This window comes from Pseudoalteromonas sp. XMcav11-Q, from assembly GCF_040104525.1.
GTDB lineage: Bacteria > Pseudomonadota > Gammaproteobacteria > Enterobacterales > Alteromonadaceae > Pseudoalteromonas.
The window spans coordinates 29313-50083 of the sequence record NZ_JBECOX010000009.1; the positions used below are offsets into that span (position 1 = coordinate 29313).

The following is a 20771-nucleotide window of genomic DNA, read 5'->3' on the forward strand; positions in this document are numbered from 1 at the left end:
ATCAGTTTCTTGGAAAAAGTATTGCAGTTGGCGCAGTTATTGGAACTACAATAGGTGTTATGGTTGGCGTAGCGTTTAACATACTAGCTTTTAGTGTGGCAATAGGTGCGGCTTTTGGGTGTAGCCTTGGAGTTGCAGTATGTGCCGCCTTTACTCAAAAGAGTTAGCATAAGTTAAAAGATAACCTTAAATGAGCACTTGCTCTTGCAAGCAAATATAATCACAGCACCCTGAACAATCGAGCCGCCATTGAAATATACGTGACGATTGTTCAGAGATCCGCCGAAGCCTACCCCACCAAGTTTACCTACTGCTCGCTTTCAAGCTTTAGCAGCAGCGCTTTGATATCATCTTTTGCGCCAGTAATATGTTTTTTCAAAAAGTCACATGCCCCTTTGGTATTTTTATCGCGGCACAGTTCCAATAGCTGGCGGTGTTCATCTGGTGCGGTTTTAATGCCACCTGCAAGTAGGATATGCATGCGCACATAACGCTCGGAATTTTTACTGTACACATCCACCAGCTCACGAGTCTGTGGGCGCTGTGCTTTGCTGTAGAGTTTGCTGTGAAATTCGGCGTTAAGCTTGCCAGTTGCCAGTTGTGTATCGCCAGCAGCCATTGCTTCTTCAAGCTCGGCTAAGATGGCTTCAGCTTCTAGCAAGTCGCGCGCCGTTAACTTATCGATTGAATGGCATAAAAGCTCGGCTTCCAACAATGCGCGTAGGTCAAAAATTTCGTCGATTTGCTCAGCGCTTAAACGTGTGACCGTCGCGCCTTTGTGCGCTTCAAAGTTAACTAAGCCTTCGGCTTCTAGTTGCAGCAGTGCTTCTCTAACGGGAATACGACTTACATTTAACTCATCTGCCAGCGCGGCTTGCCTCAGCGGCTCGCCCGCTTTGATTTCGCCTGTGAGGATTTTTTCACGAATTGCTTCAGCAACTAATTGAGTTCGAGTTTTATGTACAATCGCCATAGTATTTAGTAATTATTGTTTTATGAACTCATTATAAACGCATCTGAGTTCAAATTGCATGTTTGTCTTAATTAATTACAGAGTCAAGTGTTGAGTTACCAACAGCTGAGCAAACCTAGATTTATGTTTATTGTACTGAGTTTCGTTTTATAGTTTACTCGTAGATGAAGAGACATATTTGTTCCTCGTTATTAAATCGCACCGGTTAACATTGTATGAGGAGCGACACATATAACGGTGACTTTATGAATGAACACAAGTCTCTAGTGCGTAATCGAAGCTTCCCCCAGCATCTAAACAATTGTCAACCGCCATAAAATTACTGGTCAGGGCAAAAAATATAACCGTACCGACTAGCGCTATGACTCCTAAAGCCAGCGCTAGTTTGAACTTGTGCTTGTTTGAGTTAATTAGTGAATTAGGCTTTTTATCTGTGTTTTTATAAACCATGAATGCTATCACTTTTCCGATTATTGTTATGAAAAGCGGTAACTTATCACTCTACACATATCTGCTCAAGCGAAAACCTCCTAAGTATCTACCTACGATGCAACCTCGCCATAAGCACTAAAACCACCTTAAGTTCAATACATTAGAAAAGCCCATAGCAATGCTATGGGCTTGGTTTGCTTAACTTTGTATACAAATTGGTCTTACGAATCGTTTTAGCGCTTCTAACCCTACCGACGTTGAACGTACATCAGTTGATGACGGGAACGGCCCGCCATGGTTCATGGTGGCACACACTTCAACGCCCGTTGGCATTTGCCCATAAATCAATCGACCTACGCGGTATTGTAACGCCTCTATGATGTCTTCGGCTTGATGTAAGTCAGAATCAGTGCCATGAATACTGGCGGTGAGCTGCCCATCTAAGTCTGCGATTAAGTCCTCAAGCTGCGCTAAGTCGTCATAGCTCACCACTAAAGCACTTGGCCCAAAGACTTCTTCTTTAAGCCTCTCGTCAGATACAAAACTTTTGCTATCCGTTGAAAACAAGTGCGCGTTGGCGTGAAACGGCTGTGCTTGCTCACCAGCGCTCAACAACGTTACTTGAGGGTGTGCTTTTAGCGCCGCAGTGCTGTTTTGATAAGCTTTTAAAATGCCAGGGGTTAATAAGGTATCGGAAGGTGCTGCGCTAATATTTTGCTTAGCTGTCTCGATAAATGTTTGTGAATGATTGCTTGGCACCAACCAAATACCGGGGCTAGTACAAAATTGACCATTGCCCATAAGTAAAGACTGGACAAATTGTGTACCAAGCTCTGCGCCTTGCGACTGTATTTTTTCAGGTAAGACAATTTGCGGGTTTACGCTGCCAAGCTCACCGTAAAGCGGGATAGGTTCATGGCGCTTCGCTATAGTGCCCTGCAATGCTTTTGCGACGCCAAAGGAGCCCGTAAATCCAACCGCTTTGATAGGCTCAGCTTTAACCAGCCAATGCGCGACATCGTACGCTTTCGCTTGCAGCATTGAAAACACCCCGCTTGGCATATCACATTTGCTTATTGCTGCAGCAATGGCCTTGGTCATTAGCTCACACGTTGCCGGATGTGCTGGGTGACCTTTATACACCACGGGGCAACCAGCGGCTAACGCAGCTGCGGTATCGCCTCCAAGCGTTGAGAAAGCGTAAGGGAAGTTTGATGCACCAAACACCGCAACAACGCCAATAGGAATATGCTTAAGCTGTGTTTTTGGCTTAGGCAGCGGCGTGCGATTTGGGTCCGCTTGCTCTTCCTTAGCAAGGCAAAGCTCAGCTAGGTTATCTCTCAGCGCTGTAGCAAATGCGTTTAATTGGTTTACCGTGCGGCCACGCTCGCCCTCGAGTCTTGCCCTTGGCAGGTTAGTTTCTGCCATTGTTGTGGTTATTAGCCCATCACCTAAGGCAAGAATTTCTTGGGCTATGGTTTCTAAAAACTCTGCTCGAGCAGTCATCGACGTTTTACGATAAGCCTTAAAAGCCTGCTCTGCCGCATTAACAGCTTCCTCTACTTGTACTTCACTAGCGTTAAAAAATGCTTGCGTCAGCGGCTCATTGGTTGCTGGGCAAAACGCGTAAAACGTTGTTGCAGTTTGTGCGGCCTGCCACGCACCGTTAATGTAGCTCTTTCCTGATAAATTCATTGTTAGCTCCTGTTTTCTTTCAACCTTAATGGCTAGGGCCTGTTGATCTTTCAAGTTTGTTTTTGCAGCAAAGGTCAACAGGCCCTAGAGCACCTGAAAACCAAATGCATACGGATCTTCGTCATCCACAGTGATACAATTACTCCCCGTTTGACGTGCCCAACCTTGAATACTTGGCAGAATTGCGGCTTTTCCCGCAACTTCAGTTGTGCCTTCGACCTTACCGATAAATTGGCTGCCTATGATGCTCTCGTGAACAAAAGTGTCGCCATCTTTTAGCAGTCCTTTTGCAAACAGCTGTGCCATGCGTGCACTTGTGCCGGTACCACAAGGCGACCTATCAATCGCTTTATCGCCATAAAATACCGCGTTGGCCGCATGACTATCTGGATGTTGTGGCGCGCCTGTCCACAACACGTGGGAGGCACCACACACGGTAGAGTCTTCAGGATGAATTGGATTTATTTGCGCATTAACTGCCGCGCGCACTTTGGGGCTCCACGCCAGTAATTCGGCGGCGCAACTTTGATCCACACCAGCAAATAGACTTTGAGGCTCAACAATAATGTAAAAGTTACCGCCATAGGCAATATCAACGATGAGCTCCCCTAGCCCATCAACATGGACAGGCACCGCTTGGTAAGCCAAAAATGCCGGCACATTGTAGAGCCTTACCCAAGTCACTTTACCTGCTTTCATCTCATAATAGGCATTCACGCGCCCCGCAGGGGTGTCAAGCTTGAGTACCCCCTGTTCCTTTGGAGTTATAAGGCCGCTTTCAAGGCCAAAAGTGACTGTCCCGATAGTGCCGTGCCCACACATCGGCAAGCACCCAGAAGTTTCGATAAATAGGATTGCCACATCCCCATCAGCAGTGGTCGGTGGATATAAAAAGGCACCCGACATCATGTCATGGCCCCTGGGCTCAAACATCAGTGCGCGCCTTATCCAATCGTAGTCGCGTAAAAAATGTTGGCGCTTTTCACTCATGCTCTCGCCCAAAAGCGGTGGATGACCACTCGTGACCAAGCGCACGGGATTGCCACAGGTGTGGCCATCTATACAATAGTAGGTGCCTAAAATCATACGCTTAGTCCAAGTTATATTGGCTTAAGTCAATTCGATTTGCCATCGCTTCATCGTACAAACGACTCACGTAAGCTTTTTGCTCTTGGGTGAGTGGCAATCTTGGAGAACGAGTTACCTCACTACCACGTCCAGCCAAATGTTCTGCATATTTGATGCACTGCACTAGTGTGGGAATAGTATCTAAGCGTAGCAAAGGTAAAAACCAACGCCATAGCGCGCGCGCTTCCTCATAGCGACCTTGTTCAGCAAGTTTATAAATAGCCACTGACTCGCGTGGGAATACATTGGTCAATCCCGAGATCCAACCCGTCGCGCCAAGCATCAGGCTTTCCAGTGCGATATCATCAACACCACCAAATACCACGTAGCGGTCGCCAAATGCGCTAAACAGCTCGCTAATACGGCGGGTATCTTCCGTTGCTTCTTTTACTGAAACAATATTGGACTCCTCAGCTAAGGTTTTCATACCTTCAATAGACACATCGACACCGTAGGTCACCGGATTGTTGTAAATCATAATAGGTAATGCCGTGCTTCGCGCTACCTGTTGGTAATGATGAATCGCTTCGCACTCAGTTGAGCGATAAACCATCCCCGGCAATACCATCAGTCCATCTATGCCGAGCGCTTCTGCATCTTTGGCAAACTCGACAGCCAGTGCAGTTGTGGTCTCAGCCACACCGCTAAGTAGTGGCACTCTATCACCTACCACTTCTGTTGCCGCTTTTAAAACTTGGCGTTTCTCGTCAGCCGTGAGTGAGCAGTTTTCACCGACGGTGCCTAATACTATGATGCCATGAACCCCTTCGTTAATCAGGTTATCTATCATCTCTTTGGTGGTATCAAAGTTAATGCTTTCGTCATCATGGAATTGAGTGGTTACTGCTGGATATACACCCTGCCAATTTACGTTCATGGTTCTCGCCTTTCATTAGGTTGTTTAGTTATTGTGCTTGCCATGATAGGTATATTGTATACAATAATCAATATTCAAAAGGGAGATTTTTTAACCATTAGCTCAAATGACTGACTTAAACGTCTGTAATCTTATGATTTATAAGTGGTAAATTTTTTCTTTTTGGTATTTAAACGAGACCTGATTGATGTCTATGTGGAAATACAATTTAGGATGGAGAGGTAAATTGTGGAAAGTAATAATAAAATTGCAGTGATCGGTGCAGGGATCATTGGGATAACCACCGCGCTGCAATTAGCTAGACGAGGCCACGCTGTTACCTTGCTCGATAAAAATCAGCCCGCAGAGGGATGCTCCAAGGGTAATGCTGGGCATTTTGCCACGGAACAGGTATTTCCAATGGCAGACGCAGCTTTACTAACAAAGGTGCCTGGCATGTTAGTCAATCCGGTGGGGCCTTTGCGAATTGAGACCACCTCTTTGCTCAAAAATATTCCTTGGTTTGTACGATTCTTAAAGCAAATGAAAAGTAGCTGTTTCCACAAAGGTACAATCGCACTTAGAAGTTTAAATGAACGCGCACTACCCGCATATCAGCGTTTACTTGGTGATAAGTATCATACACTTATATCTAGCAACGGCAGTTTACTGGTATTTGAAGGTGACGAAAGCTCTGCCCGTAAAAGTTATAACAAATACACCGAACAAGACATCTCAGTGAGCTTACTTACAGGTGATCAAGCCCGAGAAATGGAGTCGAGCCTATCAAGTACCATTACCTCAGCACTGTATTTTGATAAAGTCGCGCATAGCACAGATCCCTACGCCCTTTGTTTGACTTTATATGAGCAGTTTATGCAGCTAGGGGGAGCATTCAAACAAGCCTCAATCGACAATATTATCCACACAGAGCATGGCTATACACTTCACTCCAAAAGCCACAAGATGACCTTTAACAAAGTAGTTGTAGCAACAGGAGCGGCAAGTAAAACACTCTGTGCGTCTTTAGGTTACTCACTGCCCATGATTGCCGAGCGTGGTTATCACAACATGTTGGCAGTGAAGAATACGCTTACACGACCTGTTGCATCAAATGAGCGAGGGTTTATCATGACGCCCATGTCACAAGGTTTACGACTGGCCGGCACGGTAGAATTTGCCACACTGGATAGTAAACCCAACTACAGCCGTGCTCGTGCATTATTACATCACGCAAGTATTCTATTAAGGCAACCTCTGCCACAACATAGTGAAGCGTTGTGGGTTGGCTGCCGTCCCTCACTCCCAGATTATTTACCTGTCATCGGACAAGCGCCAAATCATCACAACCTTTATTTTGCACTGGGTCATCAGCACTTAGGACTGACCCAAGCCGCAATTTCAAGTGAATGTATCGCAGATCTTATTGACAACAAGCCCAACGACATCGATCTTACTCCCTTTAGTATTGCTCGATTTAATTAGCTAAGGATCACAAAAATGAAAGGTATTGCATACCAGAGCGCGCAACAGGCGCTAGATAACTTAGAAGATATGACCAAAGGCGTAGCGCCAATTGGCGAAAGCGAGTATTTAGAAAGAATAGAGAAAGCTCAACAATATATGCAGCAGAACAACATTGATGCACTCTATTTAAATGCTGGTACAAATTTAAAATACTTTACTGGTTTACAATGGTACGCCAGTGAGCGTTTGGTCGGTGCTATTTTACCCGCCAATGGACAAGTTCAGTTTATCGTCCCGTTTTTTGAAATTGGCTCTATTAAGGATTATTGGCTGATTGAAGGCCCTATTCATGCTTGGCAAGAAGAAGAATCTCCTTACCAGCTCGTCGCAAACGTACTTAACACACTCAATATTGATAGCACAGGCACACTCGCCATTGACGAAAGCACTGCGTTTTTTGTTGCTGATGGGATCAGACTCGCGGCACCTGAGCTTTCGCTTATCAATGCAAAGGCAGTAACCGCGCATTGTAGAATGCATAAATCGGCCAATGAAATTGCCCTTATTCAACGTGCAATGGACATGACACTTGCCGTACATAAAGCAACGGCATCTATGCTGTATGAAGGGATCACCACAACCGAAGTTGAAGCCTTTATTAATGAAGCGCACAAAAAAGTGGGGGCACCGGGCAATTATTTTTGTATTGTGCTATTTGGTGTCGCGTCGTCATTCCCACATGGTGTAAAAAATCCACAAACGCTGAAAAAAGGCGATGTGGTTCTCGTCGACACTGGTTGTAAGTTACACGGCTATCTTAGCGATATCACCCGTACTTATGTTTTTGGCGACCCCAGTGAAAAGCAAAAGTCCGTTTGGCAAATCGAGAAGCAAGCGCAAATTGCAGCATTTAATGTAGCCAAAATTGGTGCGCCCTGTGGCGCTGTTGATAAAGCCGCGAGAGAGTATATTGCCAGCAATGGGCTCGGTCCTGATTATCAACTACCAGGTTGCCCACATCGCACTGGGCACGGTATCGGCTTAGATATCCACGAATGGCCTTATTTAGTCAAAGACAACCCAGAACCGCTTACAGCTGGAATGTGTTTTTCAAATGAACCGATGCTGGTTATTCCTGATGAATTTGGCATTCGCTTGGAAGACCATTTCTATATGACCGACGATGGTCCACGTTGGTTTACTGAGCCTGCGCACAGTATAGACAATCCTTTTGGGGTTGAGTGATATTAGAAATCAATGATGAGTTGCTCTGATGAGGAACTCATCATTTATTGTGATTGATTAGAGCAAAGGTTAATTGGTATAAACATAGCATCTACAATTTACTGCGCTACAACTTATGATTGCAACTACTCCACCACCACCCTATTACGCCGTAATTTTTACCAATATTAGGGCCTGTTTATCTTTCAAGTTTGTTTTTGCAGCAGTTTGATTGGTATTTATACAAGGCAGAGCCTGCGTAGCATAGTTGTTCTATGTGAGTCAGGCGAGAACACAGTAGAAATGCCAATCAAGCGCTGCCCTTTGGGTTCTCCTGAGTGCGCTTTGTTCATTGTTGCTCAACTTTTGCCTAGATTACTAGGCGGCAAGTCGAGCGTCGCGACCAAAACACACTCAGGAGAACAAAAATCAAACAGCAAAGGTCAATAGGCCCTAAAAATAAAGACGACGAGGGCTACGCCCAAACCGCGTCGAGAATGGTCGAGCTTGCACAGCTTCAACCCGGTTTTTTAGGAATAGAATCTGCGCGTGAAGAGGTTGGGATCACCGTTTCTTATTGGCGAGACCTTGAGTCAATCAAAGCATGGAAAGCCAATGCTGAGCATATTGAGGCGCAAAAAACGGCAATAAAAACTGGTATCAAAGCTATACAACTCGTATCGCCAAGGTAGAGCGTGAATATAGTCTTTGAGCTAACGCTTAGTTGTTGTCGCTTGCGCTTTGTTTACTCGCGACTTTAACCGTGATAGCCCTTGAGGTGTAACGCCCAAATAATTAGCCAGATCATAATTTGCTAAACCATTAACCCAATGCGGACGTTTGTCACGCAAAAAACAATATCTTTGCTCCAGCGTATTTAGTAGTAGAAAAGCTTCTTTTGCTTCTTTAAATAGCAACTGCTGTTCTAATAATTTTAATTTAAGTGCGCGAAGATTATCTTGTTCTAATTCGGCTAGCGGAACGAGTACCAACTCCACATCATCCAGCGCAGAGATTTGATAGAAGCTAGGAGATTTTTGGATCCATTCAGCAAATAAAATACAAAGTTCACCAGCAAAATAGAACTCCTTATGTCTTAGCTCCCCTGTTTCATTTACAACCGATGATACAAGCTTACCAGAGCGGATAAAAAAACCATGACGTTGCACTTGCCCTTGTTGCAATAATATTTCATTGCGGCTGCAGCGCTTAGTGTCGAACGTTGGGTTTTGCTGAGTAAGTGTTAATAATTCATTTTTTGTGGCTTCACAAAGCTGACCGAGTTTATGAAAAGGCATAATCCCCTCATGCAATTGGTATAGCGAGATCAAAAAAGGCTCCTTGAGGAGCCTTTTTAACGTGCGGTATTAACTTACCAACCCGCTTTCTCTTTTAGTGCAGAACCGATTTCTGCAAGAGAGCGAACTGTTTTAACACCCGCGGCTTCAAGTGCTGCGAACTTCTCGTCAGCTGTACCTTTACCGCCTGCGATAATTGCACCAGCGTGACCCATACGCTTACCTGGAGGAGCTGTAACACCTGCGATGTAAGAAACAACAGGCTTAGTTACGTTATGCTTGATGTACTCAGCCGCTTCTTCTTCAGCTGTACCGCCGATCTCACCGATCATTACGATAGCTTCAGTTTGCGGATCGTTTTGGAACATCTCTAGTACGTCGATGAAGTTAGTGCCTGGGATTGGGTCACCACCGATACCAACACAAGTAGATTGACCGAAGCCAGCGTCAGTTGTTTGCTTAACTGCTTCATAAGTCAAAGTACCAGAACGTGACACGATACCTACTTTACCAGGCAAGTGGATGTGACCTGGCATGATACCGATCTTAGTTTCACCTGGAGTGATAACACCTGGGCAGTTAGGACCAATCATGCGAACGCCAGTTTCTTCTAGCTTCACTTTAACATCAACCATATCTAGTGTAGGGATGCCTTCAGTGATACATACGATTAGTTCGATACCTGCGCTGATCGCTTCAAGGATAGCGTCTTTACAGAATGCAGCTGGTACGTAGATAACAGATGCAGTTGCACCAGTTGACTCTACCGCTTCACGTACTGTGTTAAATACAGGTAGACCTAGGTGAGTTGTGCCGCCTTTACCAGGAGAAACACCACCAACCATTTGCGTACCGTACTGGATAGCTTGCTCAGAGTGGAAAGTACCCTGACCACCAGTGAAACCTTGACAGATTACTTTAGTATCTTTGTTAATTAGTACAGACATTATTTGCCCTCCGCAGCAGCAACTACTTTCTCAGCAGCGTCAGTTAGTGACTCAGCTGCAATGATGTCAAGGCCAGAGTTAGCTAGTACTTCACGACCAGCTTCAGCGTTAGTACCTTCAAGACGTACAACTACTGGTACGTTTACGCCAACTTCTTTAACCGCACCGATAATACCTTCAGCGATCATGTCACAACGTACGATACCACCGAAGATGTTAACTAGTACTGCTTTAACATTGTCGTCAGAAAGGATGATCTTGAATGCTTCAGATACACGCTCTTTAGTCGCGCCGCCACCAACGTCTAGGAAGTTAGCTGGCTTGCCGCCGTGTAGGTTTACGATGTCCATAGTACCCATCGCAAGGCCTGCACCGTTAACCATACAACCAACGTTACCATCTAGTGCTACGTAGTTAAGCTCAAAGCTTGCTGCGTGTGCTTCACGTGCGTCTTCTTGTGAAGGATCGTGGAATTCGCGGATCTTAGGCTGGCGGAACAATGCGTTGCCGTCTACACCGATTTTGCCGTCTAGGCAGTGTAGGTTACCAGCGTCTGTGATCACTAGAGGGTTGATTTCTAGTAGAGCAAAGTCGTGGTTGATAAACATTTGCGCTAGACCCATGAAGATCTTAGTGAATTGCTTAACTTGAGTTGGGTTCAAACCTAGTTTGAACGCTAGCTCACGACCTTGATAAGCTTGAGGACCTACTAGTGGGTCGATCTCAGCTTTATGAATTAGTTCAGGCGTTTCTTCTGCAACTTGTTCAATTTCTACACCACCTTCAGTTGATGCCATGAACACGATTTTACGTGAACCACGGTCAACAACAGCACCTAGGTATAGTTCATTTGCAATATCAGTGCAGCTTTCTACTAAGATTTTAGCAACAGGCTGACCTTTCTCGTCTGTTTGGTAAGTAACTAGGTTTTTACCTAACCAGTTTTCAGCGAATGCGCGGATTTCGTCTTTGCTGTCTGCAAGTTTAACACCGCCAGCTTTACCACGGCCGCCAGCGTGTACTTGACACTTAACAACCCACTTGTCTCCACCGATTTTACCAGCAGCTTCAACTGCTTCTTGAGGTGTATCACAAGCAAAGCCTTCTGATACAGGTAAACCATATTCGGCAAAAAGTTGTTTTGCCTGATACTCATGCAAATTCATGATGCTTTATCCAATTTTTTATACTAAAAAAGCTGAATATTTATGCAAATAGTCAGCTATCCCAAATTGCGCACATAGTATAGATCCCAAGGCTTCTGATGAAAACCCCACTTAGACCAAAGGCGCAAAAAAAAAGCTGTATGCGAGCATACAGCTTATTCTTTAAACAAATATTATACGTCTAGTAGTAGACGTGTTGGATCTTCGAGTAACTCTTTAATTGTTACTAGGAAACCAACTGACTCTTTACCATCGATTTGACGGTGGTCATAAGATAGTGCTAGGTACATCATAGGTAAAATTTCAACTTTACCGTTTACTGCCATAGGGCGCTCTTGGATTTTGTGCATGCCCAAGATTGAAGACTGTGGCAAGTTGATGATAGGCGTAGATAGTAGTGAACCGAATACACCACCATTGGTAATAGTGAAGTTACCGCCAGTCATATCGTCAACAGTTAGTTTGCCATCACGACCTTTAATAGCCAGTTCACGAATATTCTTCTCGATTTCAGCAACAGAAAGCTTATCACAATCACGTAGTACTGGAGTCACTAGACCACGAGGTGTTGATACCGCGATGCTGATGTCAAAGTAGTTGTGGTAAACGATATCGTCACCGTCAATTGACGCGTTAACTTCAGGGAAACGCTTAAGTGCTTCAGTTACCGCTTTCACGTAGAAAGACATGAAACCTAAACGAATACCGTGGCGCTTCTCAAATACCTCTTGGTACTGCTTACGAAGATCCATGATTGGCTTCATGTTTACTTCGTTGAACGTTGTCAGCATTGCTGTTGAGTTCTTCGCTTCCAATAAGCGGTTAGCGATTGTCTTACGTAGACGAGTCATTGGTACACGTTTCTGAGTACGCTCACCTACCGGGGCAGCTGGTGCTGAAGCTGCAGGCTTAGACTCTGATTTTGCTGGTGCTTTAAGGAAAGCGTCCACATCTTCTTTAGTAATGCGACCGCCTTTACCAGAACCTTTGATCTTAGCAGCATCAAGGCCTTTCTCTGCGATAAGACGACGAACAGATGGTGTTAGTACATCTGAGTTTTCGTCAGAAGCAGCAGCTGGTGCTTCTTCTTTCTTCGCACTTGATGATGCAGCTGGTGCGCCACCGGCAACGATTTTACCGATAACTTGATCACCTAGTACTGTCTCACCTTCAGCGTGGATGTGCTCGCCCATCACACCGTCTTCAGGTGCAACAACTTCAAGAACCACTTTATCTGTTTCAATATCAACTAGATTCTGGTCGCGGCTAACCGCTTCACCTGGTTGAACGTGCCAAGTTGCGATAGTAGCGTCTGCTACTGACTCAGGAAGTACAGGTACTTTAATGTCCACTTCTTTACCTTCTGCTGCTGGCGCCGATTCTGACGCTGCTGGTTTTTCATTTGATTGAGCAGGCGCTGCTGCTTCATCAGCAGCACCTAGTTGTGCAATAACTTGTTCGCCAAGAACGGTTGCGCCTTCCTCTTCAGAAATTGCAACGATAACACCATCTTCTGGCGCTACAACTTCTAAAACGACCTTATCCGTTTCGATGTCAACTAAGTTTTGATCACGAGTCACTTTATCGCCAACGCTTACATGCCATGTAGCAACCGTTGCATCGGCAACAGACTCAGGAAGAACAGGAACCTTAATTTCGGTTGTCATCTCTTATTCCTTATTTCTTAATTGTTAAAGCGTCAGCAATTAACGCGTTTTGTTCTTTAGTATGTGTAGACATGTATCCACATGCTGGTGCAGCTGAAGCCTTACGGCCTGCATAAGTCAGATTTGCGCCAGCTGGGATAGCTTCCCAGAAATGATGCTGTGAACAGTACCAAGCACCTTGGTTTTGTGGTTCTTCTTGACACCAAACAAAATCTTTTACGTGCTGATAGCGAGCCATGATCTCATCCATCTCTTTGTGAGGGAATGGATATAGCTGTTCAACACGAACGATAGCCACGTTGTTAAGCTCTTGCTTACGACGTTCTTGCAGTAGTTCGTAATAAACCTTACCGCTACAGAACACAACACGCTCAACGTTTTCAGGATTGATATCATCAATCTCATCGATCATGTTATTGAATACGCCTTCGGATAGCTCTTCTAGGCTAGAAACAGCTAATGGGTGGCGTAATAGCGACTTAGGCGTCATTACAATCAAAGGACGACGTAGTGGACGAACCGATTGACGACGTAGCATTGCGTATACTTGCGCTGGTGTTGACGGCACACATACTTGCATATTGTGGTCAGCACAAAGCTGTAAATAACGCTCTAAACGCGAAGAACTGTGCTCTGGACCTTGACCTTCATAGCCATGAGGAAGTAGTAGTGTTAGACCACATAAACGACCCCACTTCTGCTCACCTGAACTTAGGAATTGGTCGAATACGACTTGAGCACCGTTGGCGAAGTCACCAAATTGCGCTTCCCATAGTACCAATGACGTTGGCTCTGCTGTCGCGTAACCATATTCGAACGCAAGTACCGCTTCTTCCGATAGTACTGAATCGTACACTTCGAACAGGCCTTGACCTTCACGAATGTTTTGCAGCGGAAGATAAGTCGACGCGTCTTTTTGGTTATGAACTACGGCATGACGGTGGAAGAAAGTGCCACGACCAGAATCCTGACCAGTAAGACGAATATCAGTACCTTCATCAACCAAGGTCGCGTAAGCCAATGTCTCAGCCATACCCCAATCAAGCATTTTCTCGCCTTGCGCCATAAGTTTACGATCATCGTAAATCTTTTTAACGCGTGATTGTGCTTTATGAGCCTCTGGGTAGCTCGCAATCTTTTCCCCAAGCGCTTTGAGTTTATCTAGCGCAACCTTTGGCTCATACGGCGTATCCCAATCGTGACCAACATACTTAGACCAATCTGATGAGTGTTTGGTTTCTTTTTGAATTTCTTCAACGACACAAACGCCTTTATCAAGACCATTTCGGTACTCGTCAGCAATTTGTTTCGCATCGTCTTCAGAAATCACACCTTCGCGTACAAGTTGATCAGCATACAATTGGCGAGGTACTGGGTGCTTTTTGATCTTCTGATACATCAGCGGTTGCGTCGCATTTGGCTCATCCGCTTCGTTGTGGCCGTGACGACGATAACATACTAAGTCAATCACCACATCACGTTTAAACTTGTTACGGAAATCAAGTGCAACTTGTGTAACAAAAGCAACAGCTTCAGGATCGTCTGCGTTCACGTGGAAGATAGGTGCCTGAACCATTTTAGCGATATCAGTACAGTATTCAGTCGAACGAGTATCTTCGCGTTTTGACGTAGTGAAACCAACTTGGTTATTAACTACGATACGGATCGAACCGCCAACGCCGTAGGCGCGTGTTTGCGATAAGTTAAACGTTTCTTGAACGACACCTTGACCTGCGATTGCAGAGTCACCGTGAATTGTGATTGGTAATGCTTTAGAACCACTTTGGCAATTCAAACGGTCAAGACGAGCACGTACCGAACCCATTACTACTGGGTTTACGATTTCAAGGTGAGATGGGTTAAATGCCAATGCCATATGAACATTGCCGCCCTTCGTACCGAAGTCAGAAGAGAAACCCATGTGGTATTTAACGTCACCAGAACCTGCGTGCTCGCCATATTTACCAGCGAACTCGTCAAATAGCTCTTGTGGGTTTTTACCCAATACATTCACTAGTACGTTTAGACGACCACGGTGGGCCATACCAATTACGGCTTCTTGCTGACCGCTTTCACCAGCACGGTGAATAAGCTCTTTCAGCATAGGCACAAGTGAGTCACCACCTTCTAGAGAGAAACGCTTAGCGCCTGGGAATTTTGCGCCCAAGTACTTTTCTAAGCCGTCTGCAGCAGTTAGACCTTTGTAGATTCTTAGTTTGGTTTCTTTGTCGAATTGTGGCTTCGAGAAGGACGATTCCAAACGCTGTTGTAACCAACGTTTTTCTTCGGTAGAGGTGATGTGCATGTACTCTGCACCGATAGAGCCACAGTATGTCGCTTTAAGCGCAGCGTACAAGTCTTTGAGTTTCATTGTCTCTTTGCCACAAGCAAAAGAGCCAACGTTAAATTCTTTATCTAAGTCTGCATCAGTTAAATCATGAAAAGCAGGGTCAAGATCGCGAACACGTTCTCTATCCCAAATCCCTAAAGGATCTAGGTTTGCGTTCTGATGACCTCTGAAACGGAATGCATTAATTAACTGCAGAACTTTAACTTGCTTGGCATCAGCAGAACCCTCTGCGGAAACCACGACTTCTCTGTGTTTGTTTTTAGCAAGCTCCGCAAATTGCGCTCTTACTTCTGAATGTTTAGTGTCAACATCCACTCCATCAACTTTAGGTAGTTGATCAAACACCTCTCGCCACTCTTCTGGCACTGAAGCTGCATCATCTAGATACGCCTCATATAGATCTTCTACGTACGCAACGTTACCGCCGTACAAATGCGAAGATTCTAGCCATGCCTTCATCACACCTTCGTGCATCTATTAGCCCTTTTATCTAGCGCAGAAACTCAAACGAAAACAAGATGGCAAGCTTTTGCTTGCCATCTTAGCTAGTAGTATGTGTTATACCGAACGGTTTAACAACATTGATTTAATTTGTCCAATTGCCTTAGTTGGATTAAGGCCTTTTGGACATACGCTAACACAGTTCATAATACTGTGACAGCGGAATACGCTGAACGCGTCATCAAGACCAGCAAGACGTTCTTCTGTCGCTGTATCACGGCTATCAGCCAAGAAACGATAAGCATGTAGAAGACCCGCAGGACCGATGAACTTGTCTGGGTTCCACCAGAAAGAAGGACAAGACGTTGAACAACATGCACAAAGAATACATTCGTACAGGCCATCTAGCTTTTCACGTTCTTCAATAGACTGAAGACGTTCTTCACCACCAGTTGGCTTGTCGTTGATCAAGAATGGCTTAACCTTCTCGTATTGCGTATAGAACTGGCTCATGTCGATTACTAAGTCACGGATCACCGGAAGACCTGGTAATGGACGAATGACGACCTTGCCTTTACCACCGCTCTGCAAAGCAGAAATTGGAGTAATACATGCAAGACCATTTTTACCATTCATATTAATACCGTCAGAACCACATACCCCTTCACGGCATGAACGACGGAAAGATAAAGATGGGTCTTGCTCTTTTAACTGCATAAGAGCATCTAACACCATCATGTCACGGCCTTCCTCTACTTCTAGAGAATAGTCTTGCATGCGTGGCGCCGCATCTTCATCAGGATTATAACGATAAACAGATAATTCTAAAGTTGCCATCGCTTAGCTCCTAGTATGTACGTGCTTTCGGTGGGAATGCTTCACGAGTCTTAGGCGCGTAGTTAACTTCACGCTTACTCATAGACTCAGACTCTGGGTTGTAAATCGAGTGACACAACCAGTTTTCATCATCACGCTCTGGGTAATCGAAGCGAGAGTGTGCACCACGACTTTCCGTACGGAAGTTCGCAGCAACCGCTGTCGAATACGCTGTTTCCATCAAGTTATCTAACTCTAGACACTCGATACGTTGCGTGTTGAATTCAGCAGACTTATCGTCAAGACGTGCGTACTGTAGACGCTCACGAATCTCTTTAAGTTCTTTAAGACCTTCAGCCATTGCATCACCTTCACGGAATACCGAGAAGTTAAGCTGCATACAACGTTGTAGATCTTTCTTGATTTGTACAGGATCTTCACCCTGACCTTTCGCAGAAGTTTCCCAACGGTTAGTACGCGCAAGTGCTGCGTCTACGTTATCGTTGCTTGCTTCTTTGGCGATTTCAGCATCTTTCAAGTAAGTACCAAGGAAGTTACCCGCCGCACGACCGAATACGACAAGGTCAAGCAGTGAGTTACCACCTAGACGGTTTGCACCGTGTACAGATACACACGCAATCTCACCTACTGCAAATAGACCTTCAACGATCTTTTCATTACCTTGACCGTCTACGTTCAGTACTTGACCGTTTACGTTAGTAGGTACACCACCCATCATGTAGTGACAAGTCGGGATTACTGGAATTGGCTCTTCCGCTGGGTCTACGTGTGCGAATGTCTTCGCTAGATCACAAACGCCAGGAAGACGTAAATTAAGTGTCTCAGCACCTAAGTGGTCAAGCTTCAGCTTGATGTGCGGACCCCAAGGACCATCACAACCACGACCTTCACGGATCTCAGTCATCATTGAACGTGCAACAACGTCACGTGATGCTAGGTCTTTCGCGTTTGGCGCATAACGCTCCATGAAGCGCTCGCCATCTTTATTTAGAAGGTAACCACCTTCACCACGACAACCTTCTGTTACTAGTACACCCGCACCTGCGATACCTGTCGGGTGGAACTGCCACATTTCCATGTCTTGCATTGAAATGCCAGCACGAACCGCCATACCAACGCCGTCACCTGTGTTGATGTGCGCATTCGTTGTCGATGCGAAAATACGACCCGCACCACCAGTTGCAAGAACAACTGCTTTTGATTTGAAATAGGTGATTTCACCTGACTCGATGTCGATTGCGGTGACACCCACTACATCGCCATTGTCATTTTTTACTAGGTCTAGTGCATACCACTCAGAGAAAACGTTTGTTTTGTTTTTAACGTTTTGCTGGTATAGGCAGTGTAGCAACGCGTGACCAGTACGGTCCGCTGCGGCTGCTGTACGTGCAGCTTGCTCGCCACCAAAGTTTTTCGACTGACCACCGAAAGGACGCTGATATACGCGACCATTCTCAAAGCGAGAAAAAGGTAGACCCATGTTCTCAAGTTCAGTGATAGCTTCTGGACCTGTTTTACACATGTACTCGATAGCGTCTTGGTCACCGATGTAATCAGAACCTTTAACCGTATCGTACATGTGCCATTCCCAGTTGTCCTCGTGAGAGTTACCTAGCGCAACGGTGATACCACCCTGTGCTGATACTGTATGAGAACGAGTTGGGAAAACTTTTGAAATAAGAGCACAAGTTTTGCCTGATTCCGAGATAGCAAGTGCCGCGCGCATACCCGCACCGCCGGCACCGACTACAACTGCGTCAAATTCACGTACGTTATATTTCACTTAAACACCCCACAGAACAAACAGACCAATAGCTACGTAAGCTAAAGCCATAAGGTTTAATACAAAGCCAAGAATAGTGCGAGTTGTTGAGTTCTTAACGTAGTCAGTTAGAACCTGCCACAAACCGATGCGTGTATGTACCATGATACATACTAGTGTGATCATCGTTGCTGCTTTAACAGCTAAATTTGAGAACAACCCTGACCAAGCTTCATAAGTTAGTTCAGGAGTAATTAGAAGATAGCCTACGATGAATACCGCGTAAGCTAGGATAATTAACGCAGTTGTACGTAGTGACACGTAGTCTTGTACGCCATCACGCTTTAGAGTCGCTTGATTTAAGACCATATCCATACTCCAGCCAAAATTGCTACGATAACCCAAAGTGCTAGTGCAATCTTCGCGCTATTGTTGCCTGATTCTAATTCTTCCCAATGTCCCATATCCTGGATCATGTGACGGATACCACCGATGATGTGGTAAGACAATACAGTTAGGGTGCCCCACGCGATGAATTTCGCGATAAAGCCAGACATCAGTTCTTTTACAAACTCGAAGCCTTCAGGAGAAGAAAGGGATTCAGACCAAGCCCAAATCACAAAGGTCAAAGCGAAGAAGAAAGCAACACCGGTGACACGGTGAAGAATCGACGCTTTAGCCGTTGGCGGCATAGATATAGTCGTAAGATCTAGATTTACAGGTCTTTGCTTTTTCACAGTTACTTGCCCATCTTTGCCCACAAAGGAGCTCATCTACTTGTTTTTATGAAACCCACCTACATATTGCAAATGTAGGTGGCACACTCTAGATAAACCAATTAGGACACCAAAAAGTTCACTCGAGTGTAAAAATTGATGTAAAAATAGGTTTACCCACAGACGATACGGTATAAAACCGTTGACAGTATATAAGGCTATGCGCCCTTTTACAATTCTTGTTTAGATAGAGACGCTTGCGAATTAGCGAATGGTCTAATATTTAATCGTCGTAGAATATTTATTATACATTTATGCATAAATCACAGAAAAATTGACTTTTAACCTAGGTTATAAGTTAGAATGATCTGAATTTGCTTAACATTAGTATCACAACATAACAATCAGAATATTGTTATTAAATAGGAGACAAATAGATGGCAGATAAAAAAGCCACAGTCCATATTGATGGTCACGATCCGATTGAGTTACCAATTTACGAAGGTACAGCTGGTCAAGACGTAGTTGACGTTCGTTCTTTAGGTGCTCACGGCCTATTTACGTATGACCCAGGATTTATGTCGACTGCCTCTTGTGACTCGTCTATCACTTACATTGACGGTGCCAAAGGTGTACTGCTTCATCGCGGTTATCCAATTGAGCAACTTGCTGAAAATTCTAACTATATTGAACTTTGCTACCTACTATTAAACGGTGAATTACCAAGCGAAGAACAACTAGCTGAGTTCTCAGATGAGATCACTCGCAACACAATGATGCACGAGAAGATTGCTGCGTTTTTCCAAGGCTTCCGTGTAGATGCACACCCTATGGCAATGCTATGTGGTGTAGTTGGTGCGTTATCTTCGTTCTACCACTCCGATTTGGATATTTCTGACGAAGATCAACGTATGCGTTGTGCAATCAAGTTAGTAGCTAAGCTACCAACAATTGCTGCAATGGCGTACAAATATAACGTTGGCCAACCGTTCGTATACCCACGTAACGACTTGAGCTACGCAGAAAACTTCCTCCACATGATGTTCTCTGTGCCAGCTGAAGACTACAACGTCAGCCCTGTACTTGCTAAAGCAATGGATCGTATTTTCATGCTTCACGCAGATCACGAGCAAAACGCGTCAACTTCAACAGTTCGTCTTGCTGGCTCTTCAGGTGCAAACCCTTACGCGTGTATCGCGGCAGGTATTGCATCACTTTGGGGTCCTGCACACGGTGGCGCAAACGAAGCATGTTTAACTATGCTTGAAGAAATCGGCTCTGTTGATCGTATTGACGAGTACGTTGCAAAAGCAAAAGACAAGAACGATCCGTTCCGTCTAATGGGCTTTGGTCACCGCGTTTATAAAAACTTTGACCCACGTGCGACGGTAATGCGTCAAACGTGTCACGAAGTGCTTAAAGAGCTAAACATTCAAGATCCACTGCTTGACGTAGCAATGAAACTTGAACAGATTGCCCTAGAAGACCCTTACTTCATTGAGAAGAAACTATACCCGAATGTAGACTTCTATTCTGGTATCATTCTTAAAGCAATCGGTATTCCAACAAGCATGTTTACGGTTATCTTCGCGATGTCTCGTACTGTGGGCTGGATTTCACACTGGAACGAAATGCTTTCTCAGCCAGGACACAAAATTGGTCGTCCGCGTCAGCTTTACAAAGGCTACACGTCTCGCGACTACAAAACACAAAACGACAGATAATCTCGTTATTGTGTTTGAAAAGGCCGCTTAATGCGGCCTTTTTTGTTTTAATATCGCCGCGTATTCGTTAGAATCGCGCTGCTCAATT

General features: G+C 45.0%; 16 protein-coding genes and 1 pseudogene. 4 read left to right on the plus strand and 13 right to left on the minus strand.

All coding sequences use genetic code 11. The features are described from left to right. Nucleotides 1-307: 307 nt before the first annotated feature. The 4 genes from ABMY45_RS14995 to ABMY45_RS15010 all read right to left on the minus strand — a co-directional run bounded on the left by ABMY45_RS14995 (nucleotide 308) and on the right by ABMY45_RS15010 (nucleotide 5105). Nucleotides 308-973: a GntR family transcriptional regulator gene (locus ABMY45_RS14995; protein ID WP_010604660.1), complete on the minus strand. Its 666-nt coding sequence runs from the start codon at nucleotides 971-973 to the stop codon at nucleotides 308-310. 630 nt (nucleotides 974-1603) lie between these two features. Continuing rightward, nucleotides 1604-3100: an aldehyde dehydrogenase (NADP(+)) gene (locus ABMY45_RS15000; protein WP_349289085.1), complete on the minus strand. Its 1497-nt coding sequence runs from the start codon at nucleotides 3098-3100 to the stop codon at nucleotides 1604-1606. An 84-nt stretch (nucleotides 3101-3184) separates the two neighbouring features. After that, nucleotides 3185-4186: a 4-hydroxyproline epimerase gene (locus ABMY45_RS15005; RefSeq protein WP_349289086.1), complete on the minus strand. Its 1002-nt coding sequence runs from the start codon at nucleotides 4184-4186 to the stop codon at nucleotides 3185-3187. Nucleotides 4187-4190: 4 nt separating this feature from the next. Next, complete coding sequence (locus tag ABMY45_RS15010; RefSeq protein WP_211868845.1) at nucleotides 4191-5105, minus strand: dihydrodipicolinate synthase family protein; 915 nt, start codon at nucleotides 5103-5105, stop codon at nucleotides 4191-4193. 228 nt (nucleotides 5106-5333) lie between these two features. Here ABMY45_RS15010 and ABMY45_RS15015 point away from each other — a divergent pair, with 228 nt between their 5' ends. The 3 genes and pseudogenes from ABMY45_RS15015 (at nucleotide 5334) to ABMY45_RS15025 (ending at nucleotide 8487) form a co-directional block, all read left to right on the plus strand. Continuing rightward, nucleotides 5334-6569, plus strand: a complete 1236-nt coding sequence (locus tag ABMY45_RS15015; protein WP_349289087.1) for an FAD-dependent oxidoreductase — start codon at nucleotides 5334-5336, stop codon at nucleotides 6567-6569. Nucleotides 6570-6584: 15 nt separating this feature from the next. Continuing rightward, entirely contained in the window at nucleotides 6585-7796 is a 1212-nt protein-coding gene (locus ABMY45_RS15020) for a Xaa-Pro peptidase family protein (RefSeq protein WP_349289088.1), read from the plus strand. Between the two features lie 476 nt (nucleotides 7797-8272). After that, nucleotides 8273-8487: pseudogene (locus ABMY45_RS15025) on the plus strand (antibiotic biosynthesis monooxygenase). Nucleotide 8488: 1 nt separating this feature from the next. On the opposite strand, the gene ABMY45_RS15030 reads toward ABMY45_RS15025, so the two are convergent. From ABMY45_RS15030 to sdhC, 9 genes are all read right to left on the minus strand, one after another. Next, a complete protein-coding gene (locus ABMY45_RS15030) occupies nucleotides 8489-9106 on the minus strand; it encodes a cyclic nucleotide-binding domain-containing protein (protein WP_349289089.1) in 618 nt (205 codons plus the stop codon). Between the two features lie 41 nt (nucleotides 9107-9147). Further along, nucleotides 9148-10020, minus strand: a complete 873-nt coding sequence (gene sucD, locus ABMY45_RS15035; protein WP_010371451.1) for a succinate--CoA ligase subunit alpha — start codon at nucleotides 10018-10020, stop codon at nucleotides 9148-9150. After that, nucleotides 10020-11186, minus strand: coding sequence for an ADP-forming succinate--CoA ligase subunit beta (sucC, locus tag ABMY45_RS15040; RefSeq protein WP_010371452.1), 1167 nt, complete (start codon nucleotides 11184-11186; stop codon nucleotides 10020-10022). Before sucC ends, sucD begins: the two co-directional genes overlap by 1 nt. 173 nt (nucleotides 11187-11359) lie before the next feature. Next, complete coding sequence (odhB, locus tag ABMY45_RS15045; protein ID WP_045989062.1) at nucleotides 11360-12853, minus strand: 2-oxoglutarate dehydrogenase complex dihydrolipoyllysine-residue succinyltransferase; 1494 nt, start codon at nucleotides 12851-12853, stop codon at nucleotides 11360-11362. 10 nt (nucleotides 12854-12863) lie between these two features. Further along, nucleotides 12864-15677 (minus strand): 2-oxoglutarate dehydrogenase E1 component, encoded by a 2814-nt coding sequence (sucA, locus tag ABMY45_RS15050; RefSeq protein WP_102056725.1) that lies wholly within the window; start codon nucleotides 15675-15677, stop codon nucleotides 12864-12866. Between the two features lie 84 nt (nucleotides 15678-15761). Further along, a complete protein-coding gene (locus ABMY45_RS15055) occupies nucleotides 15762-16481 on the minus strand; it encodes a succinate dehydrogenase iron-sulfur subunit (protein ID WP_174168947.1) in 720 nt (239 codons plus the stop codon). A 10-nt stretch (nucleotides 16482-16491) separates the two neighbouring features. Further along, nucleotides 16492-18264, minus strand: a complete 1773-nt coding sequence (sdhA, locus tag ABMY45_RS15060; protein WP_010371464.1) for a succinate dehydrogenase flavoprotein subunit — start codon at nucleotides 18262-18264, stop codon at nucleotides 16492-16494. Next, nucleotides 18265-18612, minus strand: a complete 348-nt coding sequence (sdhD, locus tag ABMY45_RS15065; protein WP_010371467.1) for a succinate dehydrogenase, hydrophobic membrane anchor protein — start codon at nucleotides 18610-18612, stop codon at nucleotides 18265-18267. After that, nucleotides 18603-18980 (minus strand): succinate dehydrogenase, cytochrome b556 subunit, encoded by a 378-nt coding sequence (gene sdhC, locus ABMY45_RS15070; protein WP_125252744.1) that lies wholly within the window; start codon nucleotides 18978-18980, stop codon nucleotides 18603-18605. Before sdhC ends, sdhD begins: the two co-directional genes overlap by 10 nt. Before the next feature lie 416 nt (nucleotides 18981-19396). Between sdhC and ABMY45_RS15075 the strand changes: the two genes are divergently transcribed. Then, nucleotides 19397-20683 carry a citrate synthase gene (locus ABMY45_RS15075; protein WP_010371472.1) on the plus strand — a complete coding sequence of 429 codons (1287 nt, stop codon included), beginning with the start codon at nucleotides 19397-19399 and terminating at the stop codon, nucleotides 20681-20683. Nucleotides 20684-20771: the final 88 nt, after the last annotated feature.